This is a genomic window from Clostridium guangxiense, assembly GCF_021043395.1.
GTDB lineage: Bacteria > Bacillota > Clostridia > Clostridiales > Clostridiaceae > Clostridium_S > Clostridium_S guangxiense.
In genome coordinates this window covers 42,657-61,828 of the sequence record NZ_JAJNKE010000007.1, presented here as the reverse complement: position 1 = coordinate 61,828, position 19,172 = coordinate 42,657, and the positions used below count along the sequence as shown (strand labels likewise).

Sequence of the window (19,172 nt, the reverse complement as noted above, 5' to 3'; positions counted from 1 at the left end):
ATGTTCAAGAAGGATAATGGGCTTCGCCCAAACCTCGTGTATGATTGAAAGAGCATAACATCATGTTCAAGAAGGATAATGGGCTTCGCCCAAACCTCGTGTATGATTACATCTGTTTTCTCTTCATGAATATAAAAAAGTAATTTACGTAGGCTATTAAGGTGCTTAGTAAAGCAGAATATAACAAAATTGTTCCCAAGGTTTTATTAAAAACAACAAGAAGTATAGAAATATAAAATAAAAATGTGGAGACTTTGCCAAATGCGTTAGCGGGTATAACTATGTTTTGTTCGTAGAGAATTATTCCTGTAAGAATCATGGACAATTCTTTGACTAATAATATTACTATTATAAACATAGGTATATAATTTTTTATAGTAAAGCAAGTTAACACGGTAATTAGCATGAGCTTATCTGCTAAAGGGTCAAGTACAGTTCCAAGTTTGGTTATCATATTAAAGTTTCTTGCTATATAGCCATCAAGTATATCTGTAAAACCTGCAACAAAAAAGATGATTACAGAAAAATATATGTTGTTTGGAGAATTAGAGAAAAACACAATTATAAAGTATGGAATGAAAATAAATCTAAAAATAGTAATAATATTGGCTGCATTCATTATCGTCACCTCTTGTTGTTTTATGTCTATATTATTTACATATATTTAATAAAATATTAAAAGTAAAGTCTATTAAGAATTGGTAAATAATGTTGACTGTATTGTTCAGCTTTGATAATATGGTTAGAGGTATAACACTATATAGTATAGTATTTAGAAGATTGGATTTGACTAAAATTAAGTTTGTAGTGTACTGGTTATTATGGAAATTATATCAGTTGACAGAATACAATTGACAGGATACAGTTAAGGTTGGTTTTCGAGTATAGTACAAAATTTTAAAATTTAATACTGTAGTGCATAACATATTTAGGAGGGCTTTTTATGAATTATGATATAATTATTGTCGGTGCAGGAGCTAGTGGTATTTTTGCTGCATACGAACTTGTAAAAATTAACCCTGATTTAAAGGTGCTAATGATAGAAAAGGGACACAGCTTAGATAGAAGGAAATGTCCCATAGATGGTAAGAAGATAAAAACATGTATTCAATGTCCGGTTTGCAATATAATGAATGGATATGGTGGAGCAGGAAGTTTATCAGATGGTAAATATAATATAACAAATAATTTCGGTGGAGAATTGTATAAGTATTTAGGATACAATGAAGCATTGGAATTAATGAATTATGTTGATAAGGTTTTATGCAGCATGGGGGGAGAAGATGCTAAGCTTTATTCAACAAATAATTCTGATCTTAAAAGTAAAGCACTTCAGCATGATTTACACCTGCTTGATGCAAAGGTAAGACATTTGGGAACAGATAGAAATGTAGTTATAATGGGAAATATCTTTAAATACTTAAATGAAAAAATAGAGATACTTTTTGATACTGAAGTAAAAGATATAGTTAATGAAAATGATGAGTTTGAAGTAATAACGGATAAGAGCACATTTAAATCAAAAAAATTGATATTGGCAACAGGGCGTTCTGGATCAAAGTGGATTTCAGAGATATGCTCAAAATTAGAGATAAAAACTGAAAGCAATAGAGTAGACATTGGAGTACGTGTAGAGCTTCCAGCAGAGGTATTTGAACATATAACTGATAAAGTATATGAAAGCAAGATAGTTTATAAAACAAAGAAGTATGGGGATATGGTTAGAACTTTTTGTATGAATCCTCATGGAGAAGTTGTAAATGAAAATACAAATGGTATAATAACTGTAAATGGTCACAGTTATTCAAATCCAAAGCTTCATACTAGTAACACTAATTTTGCGCTTCTTGTGTCAAACCGTTTTACTGAGCCTTTTAAAAACAGTAATGAATATGGAGAATCTATAGCTAGACTTAGCAATATGCTTGGTGGAGGAGTCATAGTTCAAAGATTTGGTGACTTAGTTAATGGAAGAAGAACTAATGAAAGAAGAATGGAAAAAAGCTTCACTATACCAACTTTGAAAGCAACTCCTGGTGATTTAAGCCTTGTAATACCTAAAAGACAACTTGATGATATAATAGAAATGATTTATGCATTAAATAATATAGCACCTGGAACTGCCAATGAAGATACTCTGCTTTACGGCGTAGAGGTTAAGTTCTATAATTCTAAAGTTGAGGTTGACAATAATCTTGAGACTAAAATTAAAGGATTATATATACTTGGAGATGGATCTGGTGTTACACATTCATTATCACAGGCATCTGCAAGTGGAATATATGTTGCAAGATTACTTGCGGGAAAACAGAATTAATATTTAAGAAATTTTTAAGATATATATTAAATGAATATAAGAATTATGGTATATACTATTTTTGTGAAATTATTTTGTTGAGGATAAATTACTTGAAATCTGAAATTTATTTGTGCCGCAGTGCTATGCTTTTAGGTATTATGGTACAAATAAATTTTATTAGGTAAAGTGATTTATTTTATTTATATATGGAAAATTAAGCAGCTATTTTAATGAAGTTTCCATATTTATAAAATTAAAAATATGGAGGGTAAGATGAAAATTTTAATAACAACAGATACGTACTATCCAATGATAAATGGAGTTGTAATTTCTGTTAATAATTTATATAAGCAGCTTAAAAGATTGGGGAATGACGTTAGAATACTTACCTTGTCTTATGATGGTAAGCAGCATGTTGAGGGAGATATATACTATTTAAATTCCAGATTTGTAAGGGTATATCCTGAGGCTAAAGTTATACGGCCGTTTGGAAATAAAATTATAAGAGATATAGTAGAATGGTCGCCAGATATAATACACTCTCAAACTGAGTTTTCCACTATGATAGTAGCAAAATATATAAAACGAAAATTAAATATACCTCAAATCCATACATATCATACTATGTATGAGGATTATTTAAAGTATTTTTTAAAAGGAAAAGTAATACGCAAAAATACAATGGCGAAAATAATAAGGTTATTGTGTAACACTTTCGATGAAATAATAGCGCCTACGGAAAAAGTTAAAGAAGCGCTAATAAGTTATGATGTATCAACGGATATAGAGATAATTCCAACAGGAATAGATATTGGAAAATTTGGTAAGAATGTATCTAAGGAAGAGAAGTGCAAGCTACTCAAAAAATATGGCTTAAGCAGTTCTGATGATATATTAGTGTATGTGGGAAGAATTGCGGAGGAAAAAAATATAGATGAAATCATTAATTTATTTAACTGTGTGTTAAAAAATATGCCAAATATAAAGCTCCTTATTGTAGGGGGAGGACCATACCTTATAAAACTCCAAAACATGGTTAAGGAACTTAATATAGAAGAAAGTGTTAAGTTCACTGGCATGATAGACGTTGATGAGGTTCAAAAATACTACAGGCTTGGATTAGCATTTGTTACAGCATCTAAAAGTGAATCTCAGGGACTTACTTATCTGGAGGCAGTTGCTAGCGGATGTCCCGTTGTGTGCAAATGGGATTTATGTATAAAAAACCTTATTATAAATGGAGAAACTGGATATACCTATACAAACGAGGATGAATTTGTTGAACATATAAAGGCAATTATATCAAATAAAGAGCTTAGAAATCATATGAGTATGGGAGCTAAAAAAATGGCTCAATTATATTCTACAGAGAACTTTGGAAAGAAAGTTTTTGAAATCTATGGTGAAGTTCTTAATGAAAAAAAAGACGACAACCACAATTCTCACTTGTTACGAACAATATTTGGATAGGGAGAATAAATATTCGATTTTTTATTCAAAACTAAAGACAAAATAAATTTTTTATGTTATATTTATCTTTGGTAAGTTTTCAATAAAATAATCTTTTGTTATGAAAGTGAGGAATTGTTATGTCAGCATTTATTGTTTTAGGTGCCCAATGGGGAGACGAAGGAAAGGGTAAGATGACAGATTATCTTGCAGAAGGAGCTGACGTTGTTGCTAGATCTCAAGGTGGAAATAATGCAGGTCATACTGTTGAAGTAGGAGATAAACAGTATAAATTGCACTTAATACCATCTGGAATATTATATAATGATAAATTAAATATTATAGGCAATGGAGTGGTTATAGATCCAAAGTCTTTATTCGAGGAAATTGAATATTTAAATAAAATGGGAGTTGAAGTTACTCCTGAAAAATTGGTTATAAGTGATAGAGCACATCTTATAATGCCTTATCATAGAGCATTAGATGGTGCAAGTGAAAAGTTAAGAGGAAAAAAAGATATTGGAACTACAGGAAAGGGAATAGGACCTTGTTATACAGATAAGGCAGAGAGATCTGGTTTGAGAGTTTGTGATCTTATGCATCCTGAAGTATTCAAAGAAAAGTTAAAATCAAATCTGGAAATAAAAAATGCTATATTAACAAAAGTATATGGTATTGAAGGATTTGACTATGAAAAAATGTGTGAAGAGTATCTTGCTTATGGAGAAAGAATGAAATCATATGTTAAAGATACTTCTGTTATTGTTTATGATGAAATTAAAAAAGGTAAGAGTGTGCTTTTTGAAGGAGCACAAGGTAACCTTTTAGATATAGATTATGGAACTTATCCTTATGTTACATCATCAAATACTATAGGTGGAGGCGTATGTCCTGGAACTGGAATAGGACCTGGAATGATAGATAGTGCTGTTGGTATTGCAAAGGCTTATACAACTAGAGTTGGAAAAGGACCTTTCCCTACTGAATTATTTGATAAAATGGGAGATCATATAAGAGAAGCTGGACACGAGTATGGGGTTACAACAGGAAGAGCAAGAAGATGTGGATGGCTTGATGCAGTTATATTAAAACAGGCAGCAAGAGTTTCAGGTTTAACAAGTTTTGCTATAACTAAGATAGATACTTTGGCTGGAATTGATAAAGTAAAAGTATGCGTAGGATATGATTTCAATGGAGAAGTTATAGATTATATACCAGCAAGCTTAGAAGATTTAGCACTTTGCAAACCTGTATATGAAGAATTTGATGGCTGGGGCGAAGAAGTTGCAGAAGCTAGAAGTTATGATAAACTGCCTGAAAATGCAAAGAAATACTTAAAGAGAATAGAAGAACTTACTAAAACTAAAATATCAATTGTTTCCGTTGGAGCAAAAAGAGACCAGACAATAAAAATAAGTGATATATAAAAAGATAGCTAAACGTAGTAAAGGAAGCTTTGCTTTAAATAACTGTAAAAATTAACACTTATTTAAAGCAAAGCCATAAAATAAATTTTGACAACTTAAAAAACTTGGGTATAATATAATCATCAATAAAAGAAAAGAGGTAGATGTATCATGAAGTTAACTAAGGATATGACAATTGGCGAAGCTTTAAGAATATATCCAGATGCAGCTCGTATATTGATGAGTTTTGGAATGGGTTGTATTGCTTGTCCATCAGCTCAAGGAGAAACTATAGAAGAAGCTGCTATGGTTCATGGACTAGATGTAAATGAAATAATGCAAGAATTAAATAAAGAAACCGTATAGTAAATAAGCATTATCAATGCTATAATTAAAGATAAACTATATGAAACTTAAAGTTTATTTGTACCAAAATGTTATCTTTTGAATATTTTGGTGCAAATAAACTTTGCTGGTTGAAGTAATTTATCTAGAAGGCATTGATAATGCTTATTTTTTTATATTGGAGTGGTTGTATGGATAAAATTATTAGTAAAAAAGATTATAATATTCATTTTTATGAGGTCAATTATGATAAAAAAGCCGATATTACTTCTATAATGAGTTATTTGGGAGATTTGGCTACATATCAGAGCGAAGAACTTGGCGTAGGAATAGATTACTTAATGAGGAATAAAATGGCATGGGTAGTATACAAGTGGAATGTACATATGGACAAATATCCTGAATATAATGACACTATAACTGTAACAACAATTCCATATTCTATAAGAAAGTTTTATGCATATAGAAAGTTTGAGATTTTCAATAAAGGTGAGAAAATAGGGGAAGCTACTTCACTGTGGTTTCTAATCAATACGGAGAGAAGAAGGCCTTGTAGGGTGCCAGAGGACATCTATAGAGCTTATGGACTTAGGGTAGAAGATGACCAGCAGCTTGAATTTGAAAAGCTCTTATTACCTTCAGAAATAAGCAGTGAGAAAAGCTTTGATGTAAGATACAGTGATATAGATACCAATAAACATGTTAACAATGTAAAGTATGTGTCATGGGCGCTTGAAAACATACCACTTGATGTTGTTAAAAATTGCTCTGTTTCCAGCATAAGGGTTATTTATGAGAAAGAAACTTCTTATGGAGAAACTATAACTGTACAAACTCAAATGAAGGAAATAGAAGATAAATATATTTTTGATCATGTTATTAAAAATAGTGAAGGTGAAAAGCTTACTTTAATAAAGACCGAATTTTTAAAGGCCTAAAGGAGTAATAAGGATGAACAACCTAGAATCTAAAAATTCTAAATTCCAAGTTTATCCTAACAAACTGGAATTTGTCGAGCTGAGTGAAGGGTTTTAATTCGCCCTGCTCATTAAAAAACTAAATTTTTCACTTATGTGAAAAGTGAAGGGTTTGACATAGCTTTGCTTGTCAAAGGTGAAGGTTTTTGCCACGGCAAAAGGTTAAGGAATATTTTTCTCCGTTTCTCTACGAAAAATAAATAATTTAAATACGTTAAAGATTTTCCGTAGGGAAACGGAGGAAAATCAACCTTAGCTTTTTATTGAAGATAAAAAAGTTCATCTTTTACGTGCACAGCACCGTAAAACCCTTCACTATAGTGCTCGACAAATTCCAATTTAACTGGATGAATTTGATGGTACTAATTTTAAGCTTTCAGCTTGTTCATCTATAGCATATCGCAAAATACTGTCACTTCACTTGTCCTGCTAAAAATCCAGAACTCCATGCCCATTGAAGGTTAAATCCACCGCAATCTCCATCAACATCTAGTATTTCTCCGCAGAAGTATAAACCAGAAACAAGTTTTGATTGAAGAGTTTTTTCGTCGACTTCCCTAGTATTTATGCCTCCTGCGGTAACCTGTGAATTTTCAAATGAATTCGTTCCACTAACAACAAAATTCCATTTTTTAAGAAGGCTTACTATATTTGATTTTTCTTCCCACGTTAAATCACAGCACTGTTTGTGAATATTTGATATGTTGGCTTCTTTAAGAAGTATAGGTATAAGTTTTTTATGTATAACTCCTACAAGAGAGTCAAATACACTTCTATAGTAGAACATTCCCCAATGATTCTCAAAGAATTCCTGAATTTTATTTTCTTCTATGTTAGGTAAAATATCCACTTGTAAAACAACATTGTTGTTCTTTTCAATTCCGATAGATGCTATTCTGCTGAGCTGAAGTATAGCAGGACCAGATATTCCATAATCAGTGAATAGAATTTCACCAAATTCTGTTCTTTCTAATTCGTCGCTGACGAAAATTTTAGTGTTAGCATCAAATCTTATTCCAGATAAAGCTCTAAGACTATTATGCACTAATTTTAGTTGTACTATGGCAGGAAGAGGAGTTACTATGCTGTGACCCATATTTGTACCTAGTTTAAAGCCAAAGCCATCAGAACCGGTTTTAGGCGCAGATTTGCCACCACATGCAAGTATAACTTTATCACATTCATAAAGTTTATCGTTTGAATCGTATATTTTAAAAGTGTTCTTTGATTTCTCTATTTTAATTACTTTTGAATTCGTATGTACAGGGATATCCCTATCTTCAAGTGCAAGCCTTAGTATATCAAGAACAGATGAGGCTTGGAGAGACATTGGATACATCTTACCACTTTCTAAAGTTGTAAGTGGAAGCCCAAGCATACTGAAAAAATCTATAGTACTGTCTTTATTGAATTTATCTAGGGCATATTTAAAAAAGCCATTGTTTTGACTATGATATCTAGCTTCATTTATATTTTCGTTTGTTATGTTGCACCTGCCATTGCCTGTAATCAATATTTTTTTGCCTATTCTATCATTTCTTTCAATTATTGAAACATCATAGCCAGAATCCTTAGCAGAAATTGCTGCCGTTATTCCAGCTGCACCGCCGCCAATTACAATTACCTTCATTAAAATCTCTCCTCAAGATAAATTTAAATATATTAAAACTTCAATATATTTTACATCAGAATTAATATTAAAGCTAGATTATTTGTAAATTTTTATTGTTATGTATTTCACCTTTGAATTTAACAAATCAAAAACAAGATCCAGTTATAAATGTATTACTGCTTATTAGGATAATATTTTTGACAGAAACCAATGGATATTTCATTCATTATAACAGGATGTTGTGGCAATATAAACAGAAAGAAAGACAAATTGGTTACTTTATAGCAATATAGTTTATTGACTTTAAGTATTTATATATGGAAAAATGATATTGTAAATAAAAACAGAACATTATATAAAATTTAATAAATATTAAATGAATTTAAGAAAGGAGAAATTATGAAGAAAGAAGATTTTTTTAATCGTGATAATTCATGTTATTTTTTTGACGATGGGGATGCTATTGCAGAATATTGTATGGAGAATTGTAAAGAAGATATAAAACATATTATTCGAGTAGCTGATGAAGTTTGTAAGCACTATTTTGTTTTTGATCTTAAATGGGATATGGAGAGAACGTATGACCCAGTTACATTTGAAGGAACAATAGATTGGAGTTATATACCATATGGTGATCCGGAATTTGTATACCAATTTAATCGACATCGCTTTTTCATATGTCTTGGACAGGCATATTTGCTTACAGGTGATGAAAAATATGCAAAGGCATATGTAGAATTGACAGAAGATTGGATTGATAATGTTCCACTTACAGATGAATACAAAGCTGGTCCATGGCGTACTTTAGAGGTTGGATTACGTGGAGAAACATGGAATAAGGCATTACGCTACTTCAAAGATAGTCCTTATGTAACTGAAGAATTTTTAGATAAATTTTATAATTGTATGATACAGCATGCAGAATATTTAATTGAGAGTCATTCTAATTATTGTTATATAAGCAACTGGGGAGTTTTACAAAATCATGGTTTGTTTGAAATTGCAATATGTCTTCCACCACATAAACGAACAAATGAATATATAAAGATAGCATTAAAAAATTTAGAAATTGAAGCAAGAATGCAAATAATGAATGATGGTGTTCAGTGGGAACAATCACCAATGTATCATAATGAAGTATTCCATTGTTATCTTGATGTATTAATTCTAGCTTCAAGAAATAATGTTACAATCCCTGATAGTATTTATGAGAGGGTAAAAAAGATGGCATTGGCAAATGTTGCTTGGATGAAGCCAAATCATAATCAATTTATGATGGGGGACAGTGATGATACTGATATAAGAGATTTAGTAAGCACTGCAGCATATATTTATAATGATCCAGTACTTAAATTTGGAGGATATGAAAAATTTGATTTTGAAAGTATTTGGGACCTTGGCATAAAAGCGGAAAAAGAATATGAAAATATTCAGTCAAAAGAACCAGAGGTTACATCAATAATGCTAGGTGATAGTGGCAACACATATTTACGTTCAGACTGGTCGGAGAGGGCTAATCTTTTACATTTTCATGCAGGGACTTTAGGAGCAGGTCATGGACATTCTGATCAACTACACATAGATTTAGTAGTTAATGGTGAAGATGTGCTTATGGATAGTGGACGATATACATATGTGTATGGACCAAAAAGATTTGAATATAAAAATCCTGATGCACATAATACAATAACTGTTGATAATAAATATTTTACAGTATGCAAGGATTCATGGTTATGCTCTAAATTATCACAGCCAGTAAAACAGGGATATTCAAAAACGCAAAATTGTGAGTTTGTACAGGCTGGACATTTAGGATACATGGATATTCCTGGTGGAGTATATGTTAATAGAAAAATAATTAATATTGGTAAAGATATTTATATAATCGTTGATGAAATGTATACGAGTGAAAAGCATGAATATGAACAATTTTTTCATTTTAGTAATTATGGTAAAGTAAAATATACAAAAGACGAGAATAATAAAATCAATTATACAGGAAAAAATGCATGTGTAGATTTTTATTTTATGTCAGCAGATATTAAGGTAAATTTACAAGAGGGACATATTTCTAGAAATTATAATCAAGAAGAAAATAATATGATATGTAAAATTGTTAGACAGAATATAGGATTTACAAGTCTTATTACAGTTATCAATGCTGATGCAAAGCAAAAATTTACAGTTGATAAGATTGGAGTGAAATCAGCATTAAAGGGAAGTTATTATGACGATACTATGGCAGAAGGTCTTAAAATAATATGCAATGAAAAAACATATGTTATTATAATATGCCATCAAGAAGTGAATTCACCTACAGATTTGGTAGAAGCAGATGGTTGTATGGGATATGGCAATGTGATTGTATTTGATAAAGATAGAGATTACCTTGTAGGTGAAGTATTAAATTGGTGAATACTAATTACCTTGTCGCATACTACGATATGCTAATGGTGTCATTCCTGTTTTTTTGTGGAACTGACGATAGAAATGTACTTCATTTGAATAACTACAATGCTGAGAAATTTGTTCTATGGATAAATTTGTTGTTGTGATTAATTCCTTTGCATATTCGATTCGCATATTTATTAAGTCGGTCTGGAATGATATGCCGAAAAAATCTTTATATAAATGCTGAAAATAAGAAATGCTTATGCCTAAAGAATCAGCAGCTGCTGCTGGAGTACTTTTTTTATATGGTGCAGATAATAAAGACAGACGAAGTTTTTGCAGTTTTGTATGATAAGGATTGTATTGACGGACTCGGTCTTTTTCTTCGTATGCCAAGATTAGCTTGTTCATTAATATATGAAGAAGCATATCAATGTTAGCAGCTTTAAATCTAGGGGAGGTATAGTTTTGTTCCCACATAATCTGTTGTAGGTATGATGTTAAAATTGAAGGATTACTAATTGGATAAGCCTCATTAAATGCAATTCCAGAAGAACGAAACTCATACTCACATGTTGTGTCAAAATGAATCCAGTCATCAATGTAATAACCATTTGGATTTGAATATTCATATGGTGTATTACGATCAATTATAATTGCACTGTTTGGATTTACTGCAAAAGTTCTATTATCAACAGTAAATTGAGCGTTGACTTTTACAAGCAAAAAAAGATAGTGGTTTAATCCTCTTGGTCGTGACATAAAAAATGATGGAGGATGTTTTGCATTAGAACCACCCATTAGAACATAAAACATATTATAATATACCTCCTAAGAAAAAGTAACAGAAAAGGTTAGTAAATCACATTATAGGATATTAAAATTTATATGTCAAATGTTTATAATACAGAAAAAAGAAATGGATTGGAGAATTTCGTATGGATGAAAATGAATGGATAAAAAGTATTGCAAAAAAGATACAGAAGAAAATAGAAGTTGTAGCAAAAAGAAATCGTGATAAAATACCATATACAACGAACAATGGTGAATTTGATGATTTATCAGAAAGTGATATTTTCTGGTGGACAAATGGATTTTGGGGAGGCATTATGTGGCAGATGTATCATGCAACAGGTGATGATATTTACTGTGAAATAGCCAGATATAATGAAAGAAAACTTAAAAGGAACCTTATCGATTATAGAGGCATTGATCATGACAATGGGTTTAGATGGCTACTAACAGCAGTTGCAGATTATCGTTTAACCGGAAGCAAAGAGGCATTTAATCTTGCAATTGTTGCAGCTGGAAATTTAGCAGGTCGCCTAAATCCAGCAGGAAACTATCTTCGAGCTTGGAATGATAATGGAGATGGATGTAACGCAGGAATTGCAATCATCGACTGTATGATGAATTTACCACTATTATATTGGGCATACGAGGAAATTAACGATCCTAGATTTTTGCATATAGCAACAATACATGCTGATATGGCACAAAAGAAATTCGTAAGAGAAGATGGGTCTGTAAATCATATTGTTGTATTTAATCCATTAACAGGTGAGGTTATCCGCACAGATGGAGGTCAGGGATATAAAGAAGGATCATCATGGACAAGAGGACAGTCATGGGCACTTTATGGATTTATACTTAGTTATATTCATACAAAAAATAAAGAATATTTGGATACTGCAAAGAAAGTCGCAAATTACTTTATTTCGAATATACCAGAAGATGGTTTCATACCAGTGGATTTTCGTCAACCAAAGGACTGTGTGTGGGAAGATTCGTCAGTAGCTGCCATTGCAGCATGTGGTATGTTAGAAATAGAAAAATATATGGAGGAAAATGAAAAACATATATATCATAATGCAGCATTGAAGCTGCTGATGGCATTAAGTACTTATAGGTGCAACTGGAATGAAAATACAGACAATATTGTTGAAAAGTGTACTGTAACTTACCATGATAAAAGTCATGAGAATTCGCTTATTTATGGAGATTATTATTTCATAGAAGCAATTTGGAAATTAACAGGTCAAGAATCATTTATGTGGTAATAAGTAAAAAAGTCACGCATATTTATTATAATAGCATTTATCTGGAGTATAAAATATATGGTGAAAAGGGTGAAATCACCGCAGTCTCCATCTTGTGAGATAAAAAAAGCTTCCGCACAACTAAATTGTGCAGAAGCTTTTTTATCAGTACAGGTTATTATTAAGCTGCTTCTTCAGCAGTTTTCTTAGAAGCAAATTTTTCTGAAAGCTTTGTTCTAAGAGTTTGTATTAAGAAACCACCTATGAGGAATGTAAACATAAATGTTAAAAGTATTGAAATGTTTTGCATAAGTCCAGAGTGATCTATTCCACTAAGTATCATTCTCACTACTTTAACAGTATAAGTCATAGGTATGAACTTACTAACAACTCTATAGAATAATGGTGCTGTTTCTATAGGAAATGTACCTGCACAGGAAGATAATTGCAATATGAGTAACACAAAGGATATTGGTGTTGACATGATCCCGAATGCTGCTGATAGCCCGTACATTACGCTAAAGAAAACTAATGAAGTAAATATGTTATTTAAATATAAGTAAGTTGTATTTACGGCATCTAAGCCCAAACCAGCATTTAATGATAATGCTAATATTATAGCTTGTACAGATACTAAAGCTACTCCAGCTATAAACTTACCTATGAAACTATTAAGAAATTTATTCTCAGTTAATTTAAACTTATCTACCAAGGTTAAGATGATGTTTACAAACATAGCGCCAAGCCATAAGGAAAGTGAAATGAAGTATGGTGCAAGTCCTTCACCGTATTTTTTTACATCATTTATAGATTGATCACTTAACTTAACTGGGTCAGAAACAAACTTTGACATATCATTAGAAGTAAATTTTAAGTTGTCATTGAGTTTGCTATATCCATCATTTAATCCAGTTTTTAATTTAGTAGTTCCATCATTTAAAGTTCCTAAGCCTGAATTTAAAGTTTTTGCTCCATCGCTTAACTGACCTAAACCGCTTGCTAAGGTACCAGTACTTGAAGTTGCCGTATTTAATCCACTTGTAAGTTGACCTGCTCCGTTACTTGCAGCTCCAAGACCTGTCATAAGATTCTTTGAACCATTGCTTAATTGTGATAAACCATTTGTAAAATCACTTGTCTTTGAAGCTGCAGCGTTTAAATTAGTATAAATAGTTGAGCTTCCATCTTGAAGAGGTTTAATTCCGCCTATAAATTTGTCTATAGTGCCAGAGGTTTTAGCTTGGGCTTTTAAAGTACCGGCATATATTCCTGCGTTGTATTGCTTTAAGCCAGCTGCAGCAGTTGAAAGATTGTCACTAACAACATTTTTACTAGCTCTTAGGCGCTCAGAGATTTGAGGAGTGATTTGTTTAAGAGCAGCTGTAGTATTTTTTGCTTTTTCCATGTCTTCCTTTGCTTGTGATGGATCTGTTGAAAGCTCATCCATTGCTCTTTGCAAAAGCTGATCAACTGAATCTATATTTTGATTGACATTATCAACTCCACTAGCAGCATCTTCGAGATTGGTTGAAACTGCGTCATTAAGATTTTTTACTCCAGTATTAAGCCCATCAGCTATATTGCTTGCTGATTTAGAACTGTTAATTAAAGTATCCATGTCTCCGCCAGGTACATTAATGGTTGTTTTAAATTGAGTTAAGTTATTACTTAAATCATTTAAGCCACCAACTACTCTTTTTTGACCTTCGGCAAGTGCGCTTAATCCGCTGAGAGCCGTCGAACCACTATAAGCAGAATTTAAACCATTGTTAAGAGTTATACTTCCGTTGAATAGTTGGTCTAATCCGCTTTTTAAAGTACTTGAAGCAGTTACTGCACTGTCTAACCCTGTTTTAAGTTTATTTGATCCATCAAAAGCAGTAACTAAGTTTGTGGCAAGAGTACCACTTCCGTCAAGTAACTTTTGTGTTCCATCTTGAATCTTATTTTGTGCATCACTAGCATCTTTTAATGAAGCTTTAACCTCATATAATTTATCAACTAAAACTTTAGAGGTTTCTTTTGAAATATTACTTGATATTTGATTTTGAATGCTCTCCGCACCTTTTAATGAAAGTTGAGAGAATATAAAGTTTCTTCCTTTATTAGCTCTATATATTATTTGCGGCTTTTGAAAATCACCACTTGTTGAATTTGCTAATTTTTTAGAAAAGTCTTTAGGAACTACTATCATAGCATAATAAGATGCACCATCTACACCTTTCTTAGCTTTATTGTAGCTTATAAATTCCCATTTAAAGGAATCATTATCTTTAAGCTTTTTTTCTAAATCTTTTCCATAAGTATAATCTTTGCCATCTTTCATATAAGGTTCATCAAGATTAACAAATGCTACAGGAACGTCTTTTAAACTTCCGTAAGGGTCCCAAAATGCACCTAAATAAAAAAGTGAATACATCATAGGAATAAACATAATTGCGAAAGTAACTATGGCTATAATTTTCCACAAGAAACTTTTATTGAATTTTGATTGTTTTGACTCCATAATTTTCCTCCTCTCTTGTTTTTGTACTTACTGGTCAGTATAAAAATAGCATAACTTTTTGATTTTTGCACTAGGCGGCAATTTCCAGGAAAACGTTTATAAATCTTAAAAGTTAGTATTTAAGCCATTAAGTTTATTTTTAAAATTTTTGTATACTTTTTGATTCAGAGTACAGAGTAGAGTGAATGTGGATTTACCTTTCGTTTTACTCAGGTGAATATTGGAAATTATATAATGTCAGCTGCACTGAACACCATATGTGGTGAGATTGCGTAAGCATTAAGTTTTCAGATTTTTCTCATCCTCCTATAGATGTGACATAGCATTTTACTGAAAAGAAATAGAGAAGTGATGGAATATATAAAAATCTATCTTTAAAATAAAGTTTTGATGAGATTAAATTAATAATGTAGAATTAAATGGGTGTATAATACTATCATGGGAATATAAGTATTAGTTTCTACCGTATTTTAGTTCAAAAATAGCTTTTTATAAATTTAAATAAAAAAATTTAAAAAATATGTTGACACATGATGATTTTTTTTGTATTATATTACTTGTCGGGTCGCGAGGCCGGATTAAATGAATAACATATGGCCCGTTGGTCAAGCGGTTAAGACACCACCCTTTCACGGTGGTATCATGGGTTCGAATCCCGTACGGGTCACCATTTTAAAATATTGTGGGCGCTTAGCTCAGCTGGGAGAGCATCTGCCTTACAAGCAGAGGGTCACAGGTTCGAGCCCTGTAGTGCCCACCACAATATTGCGGCTTGGTAGCTCAGCTGGTTAGAGTGCTGGCCTGTCACGCCAGAGGTCGAGGGTTCGATCCCCTTCCAAGTCGCCAATTTAAAATGAAATAATGTATAAGCTGGCATAGCTCAATTGGTAGAGCAACTGACTTGTAATCAGTAGGTTGAGGGTTCAATTCCTTCTGCCAGCACCAAGTATATGGCCCGTTGGTCAAGCGGTTAAGACACCACCCTTTCACGGTGGTATCATGGGTTCGAATCCCGTACGGGTCACCATTTAAAAAATATTGTGGGCGCTTAGCTCAGCTGGGAGAGCATCTGCCTTACAAGCAGAGGGTCACAGGTTCGAGCCCTGTAGTGCCCACCACAATATTGCGGCTTGGTAGCTCAGCTGGTTAGAGTGCTGGCCTGTCACGCCAGAGGTCGAGGGTTCGATCCCCTTCCAAGTCGCCAATTTAAAATGAAATAGTACATAAGCTGGCATAGCTCAATTGGTAGAGCAACTGACTTGTAATCAGTAGGTTGAGGGTTCAATTCCTTCTGCCAGCACCAAAACTCTAGAAAGTAATTTCTAGAGTTTTTTGTTTTATACGTAAGTTTCAAATTGCTTAAATATTGCTGCAATCCACATTGAATTATTGATATTCTTAAATTTTTCTTGATTTTTCGGTCAAGTGAACGAATGGTATTTTGGGACGATTTAAATAAAAGCCAATAAATCCTAGAATTTTAATATTTTTATTCTTAGATTTATGGCTTTTATTTAATGTCTTGAAATACTATTCGTTTACTCTTTCATCCTATTTAGATTTTTTTTCACTCTTATATCGTCTCCGTAAAATTTACAAAGAGTAAAATCACCAAATAACCTTGAGGTAATTCTTTCGGAATATATTCTAGATAATCCTTCTAAAGTATGGTTAGAAGATATAACCATTTTCTTTCCAGCTAGAAGCTTTCTATTTATTAAATTAAAAACTTCCGTTTTGGAAAAGTCATTTATTTGCTCTGTACCAAGGTCATCTATAATAAGAAGATCACAGTTTACAATTAAATCTTCTAGCTCAGAGTTGTTTTCGAATCTTATTTTCTTTAGAATATTAAGCAAATCATCAGAGGTTTTGTATATTACAAGATGTCCTTTATCGAGTAAGTCCTTTGCAATACACTGACATAAGAAAGTTTTACCTGTGCCAGAATTCCCATAAAAAAGCAGGTTTTCTTTAGAAGTATCAAAAGTGTTTACAAAGTTCAGTGCTCTAGTAAATATTTTTTCTATATTTTTTCTTGGACTCTCTAACTCATTTTGGGTTTTTCGTGTAGAATAAAAATTTATATCAAAGTTATCAAAATTATTTATAGATAATAATGAGTTTAATTCAGAATCTTTATAGTACAATTTTACGAGGTATTTTTTATAGCAGGAACATTTTTTAGTTTCTATATAGCCTGTATCTTTACATTTTGGACATCTATATTTAATATTTAAATAATCTATAGGATATCCATGTGAGGAAAGTATCTCAGATTTTTTTATTCTTAAGTCTGTAATTTCATCTTTTAAATTTTTGATATAGGTATTTCTATCGACTTTTAAATCCTTAAACATGCTTACTGATAATTGTATAAAAAGTTTTCCTATCTTATTATCTATGTTAATAACTTCAGGAAGTTTTAATGCTATTTCTTCTTTTCTTTTTTTTAGTTCAAATGCTTCTTTCTCACGTATTTTAGAATATATTTTTTCTATTTCTTCAGCATAGCCCTTAATCATTGTTATCCCATCCTAATAATTTTTTCTCTAAATCATCAAAATCGTAATTTCTCTGTTCATAATTATTAAAGTTTCCTTTTGAAGTACTGCTAGGCTTAGACTGTTTAAAGGAACCTTTTTTTGAATCTTTAAGGTCTACATCGGAAACAGTTTTGATTCCTGATTTAAACCAGTTGGTTAAAATTGCATCTATGTATTTAAAATCGGCTTTGTTTATTCTTTCAAAACAAATATCACAGGCTCTTAGTATAACATCTGTAGAAAAGTTATAGGTGGTTATCCATTTATCAAGGATTTTTTCCTGTGGTTTCATTACTTCAGGATCTTTTATTCCAAGATAATTCAATATTTTGCGTATTTTAATCCATTTGTCCTCATGCTTTTTTATATATGTTTGGGCATCTTCTACGGATTTTATATTAGAATCATGCCAAGATATAGCTAGTTTTTCTATATATCTATAATCTGTTTTGCCTTTTGAAACACAGTATTGTATAAGCAGCAATATTAACTCTGGAGAAAAATTAAAGTCATTTTGCCATCCTATATAAACCGTCATTTCCTTTGGCGAAAGAGTTCTTCCAAGCAATTTTTCTATATCTTGAAGCATACCTTTTATGGAGTCCTTATTAAGTTCACTCAGCAAATTGACATTTTCGTCTTTTTCTTCAAAATTGTCTACTAAATTTAAAAACTGAATATTAAAGTTACCCTTATTATCTAAAGGAATTAATTTGATTACATTTTCGTCATTCCAATAATTCCATGCATTTATTACATCTGTTTCAAGCAAATGAAGAATTGAAGCCATCATTGATGAATTAATACCTGGCTCACCACAAACGCAATACTTAAGCCCTAACAGATATACTTTAACATACTCTCCACGTGCATTTGGCATATATTTTTCTATAAATATATTGCTTACAGGTGTGATATTATTGGAATTAGCCTTAAACATGAAAGTGCTCATAGTATCGCAACCTTTCTTAAAAAATATTCTACATATATTATAATATAAAAAGTAAATATAACAACTATAAGTATTTAAATGTATAATTATAGTTAGATAACTTGGAAGATTGAGATGACTAATACAAAATTCATTCAGGCAAACTGGAATTTAACAAGGTGATATTGATTTGGGATATTAAATAAAGCTAATAAATCTAAGACGATAAATCCTAAAAATCTAAGAGAATTTAATAACTCGCATACGCTCAAACAGATTAAATTCTCTAAGACTTTTACGATTTATCATCTAAGATTTATAAAGCTTTATTTAAACCATCCCAAGTCAACATCACTTCACTTAGATCGAAAAAGCAAGGAATATACACATATACGAGGTTTGGGCTTTGCCCATTATCCTTCTTAAACGAAATATTATGTACATTCTATAATCCGATTCTCTACGAAAAATACACTGTTAGCAAAATTTAACAATGAAAATGATTATAAATTGCTTAAATAACGTATTACAAAGATTTATGCTAAAATTCCGTAGGTACGGAGGAATTTTTTCCTTGTACTACTGTGGGAGTGAAGTAACAATGCTGAAGGAATGATTTAAAAAAATTCTAATAAATCTTGGTTTAAAAATTGTAAAATACTTAGATATTT

General features: G+C 31.6%; 13 protein-coding genes and 8 tRNA genes. 15 read left to right on the top strand and 6 right to left on the bottom strand.

What is annotated here, in order from left to right:
- Positions 1-106: 106 nt before the first annotated feature.
- The gene (locus LQK79_RS06890) at positions 107-619 is read right to left on the bottom strand and encodes a CDP-alcohol phosphatidyltransferase family protein (protein WP_053243457.1); all 513 of its coding nucleotides are present in this window, start codon (positions 617-619) and stop codon (positions 107-109) included.
- Positions 620-943: 324 nt separating this feature from the next.
- Here LQK79_RS06890 and LQK79_RS06885 point away from each other — a divergent pair, with 324 nt between their 5' ends.
- The 5 genes from LQK79_RS06885 to LQK79_RS06865 all read left to right on the top strand — a co-directional run bounded on the left by LQK79_RS06885 (position 944) and on the right by LQK79_RS06865 (position 6,437).
- On the top strand, positions 944-2,317 hold the full coding sequence (locus tag LQK79_RS06885; RefSeq protein ID WP_053243456.1) for an NAD(P)/FAD-dependent oxidoreductase: 1,374 nt from the start codon (positions 944-946) through the stop codon (positions 2,315-2,317).
- 255 nt (positions 2,318-2,572) lie between these two features.
- Positions 2,573-3,769 carry a glycosyltransferase family 4 protein gene (locus LQK79_RS06880; RefSeq protein ID WP_053243455.1) on the top strand — a complete coding sequence of 399 codons (1,197 nt, stop codon included), beginning with the start codon at positions 2,573-2,575 and terminating at the stop codon, positions 3,767-3,769.
- A 119-nt stretch (positions 3,770-3,888) separates the two neighbouring features.
- Positions 3,889-5,175 carry an adenylosuccinate synthase gene (locus LQK79_RS06875; protein WP_053243454.1) on the top strand — a complete coding sequence of 429 codons (1,287 nt, stop codon included), beginning with the start codon at positions 3,889-3,891 and terminating at the stop codon, positions 5,173-5,175.
- A gap of 150 nt (positions 5,176-5,325) precedes the next feature.
- Entirely contained in the window at positions 5,326-5,520 is a 195-nt protein-coding gene (locus LQK79_RS06870) for a DUF1858 domain-containing protein (RefSeq protein ID WP_053243453.1), read from the top strand.
- A 170-nt stretch (positions 5,521-5,690) separates the two neighbouring features.
- On the top strand, positions 5,691-6,437 hold the full coding sequence (locus tag LQK79_RS06865; RefSeq protein ID WP_053243452.1) for an acyl-[acyl-carrier-protein] thioesterase: 747 nt from the start codon (positions 5,691-5,693) through the stop codon (positions 6,435-6,437).
- Between the two features lie 451 nt (positions 6,438-6,888).
- Here LQK79_RS06865 and LQK79_RS06860 read toward each other — a convergent pair whose 3' ends face one another.
- A complete protein-coding gene (locus LQK79_RS06860) occupies positions 6,889-8,106 on the bottom strand; it encodes a BaiN/RdsA family NAD(P)/FAD-dependent oxidoreductase (protein ID WP_231016034.1) in 1,218 nt (405 codons plus the stop codon).
- A gap of 381 nt (positions 8,107-8,487) precedes the next feature.
- Between LQK79_RS06860 and LQK79_RS06855 the strand changes: the two genes are divergently transcribed.
- Complete coding sequence (locus LQK79_RS06855) at positions 8,488-10,503, top strand: heparinase II/III family protein (RefSeq protein WP_231016033.1); 2,016 nt, start codon at positions 8,488-8,490, stop codon at positions 10,501-10,503.
- 3 nt (positions 10,504-10,506) lie between these two features.
- On the opposite strand, the gene LQK79_RS06850 is transcribed toward LQK79_RS06855, so the two are convergent.
- Positions 10,507-11,295: a helix-turn-helix domain-containing protein gene (locus LQK79_RS06850; RefSeq protein ID WP_231016032.1), complete on the bottom strand. Its 789-nt coding sequence runs from the start codon at positions 11,293-11,295 to the stop codon at positions 10,507-10,509.
- 122 nt (positions 11,296-11,417) lie between these two features.
- On the opposite strand from LQK79_RS06850, the gene LQK79_RS06845 reads away from it, so the two are divergent.
- Positions 11,418-12,539 carry a glycoside hydrolase family 88 protein gene (locus LQK79_RS06845; RefSeq protein ID WP_231016031.1) on the top strand — a complete coding sequence of 374 codons (1,122 nt, stop codon included), beginning with the start codon at positions 11,418-11,420 and terminating at the stop codon, positions 12,537-12,539.
- A gap of 160 nt (positions 12,540-12,699) precedes the next feature.
- Here the strand turns inward: LQK79_RS06845 and LQK79_RS06840 are convergent, their stop codons facing one another.
- The gene (locus tag LQK79_RS06840; RefSeq protein ID WP_231016030.1) at positions 12,700-15,024 is read right to left on the bottom strand and encodes a YhgE/Pip domain-containing protein; all 2,325 of its coding nucleotides are present in this window, start codon (positions 15,022-15,024) and stop codon (positions 12,700-12,702) included.
- A 595-nt stretch (positions 15,025-15,619) separates the two neighbouring features.
- On the opposite strand from LQK79_RS06840, the gene LQK79_RS06835 reads away from it, so the two are divergent.
- From LQK79_RS06835 to LQK79_RS06800, 8 genes are all read left to right on the top strand, one after another.
- A tRNA-Glu gene (locus tag LQK79_RS06835) sits at positions 15,620-15,694 on the top strand.
- A gap of 14 nt (positions 15,695-15,708) precedes the next feature.
- A tRNA-Val gene (locus LQK79_RS06830) sits at positions 15,709-15,784 on the top strand.
- A gap of 9 nt (positions 15,785-15,793) precedes the next feature.
- Positions 15,794-15,870 (top strand) — tRNA-Asp (locus LQK79_RS06825).
- 23 nt (positions 15,871-15,893) lie between these two features.
- Positions 15,894-15,969 (top strand) — tRNA-Thr (locus tag LQK79_RS06820).
- Between the two features lie 7 nt (positions 15,970-15,976).
- Positions 15,977-16,051, top strand: a tRNA-Glu gene (locus LQK79_RS06815).
- 15 nt (positions 16,052-16,066) lie between these two features.
- A tRNA-Val gene (locus LQK79_RS06810) sits at positions 16,067-16,142 on the top strand.
- Between the two features lie 9 nt (positions 16,143-16,151).
- Positions 16,152-16,228, top strand: a tRNA-Asp gene (locus LQK79_RS06805).
- A gap of 23 nt (positions 16,229-16,251) precedes the next feature.
- A tRNA-Thr gene (locus LQK79_RS06800) sits at positions 16,252-16,327 on the top strand.
- Positions 16,328-16,562: 235 nt separating this feature from the next.
- On the opposite strand, the gene LQK79_RS06795 is transcribed toward LQK79_RS06800, so the two are convergent.
- Together LQK79_RS06795 and LQK79_RS06790 are read right to left on the bottom strand one after the other, a co-directional pair.
- Complete coding sequence (locus LQK79_RS06795) at positions 16,563-17,549, bottom strand: ATP-binding protein (protein WP_231016029.1); 987 nt, start codon at positions 17,547-17,549, stop codon at positions 16,563-16,565.
- The gene (locus LQK79_RS06790) at positions 17,542-18,522 is read right to left on the bottom strand and encodes a DnaD domain protein (RefSeq protein ID WP_231016028.1); all 981 of its coding nucleotides are present in this window, start codon (positions 18,520-18,522) and stop codon (positions 17,542-17,544) included. Before LQK79_RS06790 ends, LQK79_RS06795 begins: the two co-directional genes overlap by 8 nt.
- Positions 18,523-19,172 lie beyond the last annotated feature (650 nt).

Coding starts and splice junctions, on each gene's coding strand:
- LQK79_RS06840 (WP_231016030.1), bottom strand. CDS start 15,024: ATGGAGTCAAAACAATCAAAATTCAATAAAAGTTTCTTGTGGAAAATT.
- LQK79_RS06865 (WP_053243452.1), top strand. CDS start 5,691: ATGGATAAAATTATTAGTAAAAAAGATTATAATATTCATTTTTATGAG.
- LQK79_RS06845 (WP_231016031.1), top strand. CDS start 11,418: ATGGATGAAAATGAATGGATAAAAAGTATTGCAAAAAAGATACAGAAG.
- LQK79_RS06795 (WP_231016029.1), bottom strand. CDS start 17,549: ATGATTAAGGGCTATGCTGAAGAAATAGAAAAAATATATTCTAAAATA.
- LQK79_RS06880 (WP_053243455.1), top strand. CDS start 2,573: ATGAAAATTTTAATAACAACAGATACGTACTATCCAATGATAAATGGA.
- LQK79_RS06790 (WP_231016028.1), bottom strand. CDS start 18,522: ATGAGCACTTTCATGTTTAAGGCTAATTCCAATAATATCACACCTGTA.
- LQK79_RS06885 (WP_053243456.1), top strand. CDS start 944: ATGAATTATGATATAATTATTGTCGGTGCAGGAGCTAGTGGTATTTTT.
- LQK79_RS06870 (WP_053243453.1), top strand. CDS start 5,326: ATGAAGTTAACTAAGGATATGACAATTGGCGAAGCTTTAAGAATATAT.
- LQK79_RS06890 (WP_053243457.1), bottom strand. CDS start 619: ATGAATGCAGCCAATATTATTACTATTTTTAGATTTATTTTCATTCCA.
- LQK79_RS06875 (WP_053243454.1), top strand. CDS start 3,889: ATGTCAGCATTTATTGTTTTAGGTGCCCAATGGGGAGACGAAGGAAAG.
- LQK79_RS06855 (WP_231016033.1), top strand. CDS start 8,488: ATGAAGAAAGAAGATTTTTTTAATCGTGATAATTCATGTTATTTTTTT.
- LQK79_RS06860 (WP_231016034.1), bottom strand. CDS start 8,106: ATGAAGGTAATTGTAATTGGCGGCGGTGCAGCTGGAATAACGGCAGCA.
- LQK79_RS06850 (WP_231016032.1), bottom strand. CDS start 11,295: ATGTTTTATGTTCTAATGGGTGGTTCTAATGCAAAACATCCTCCATCA.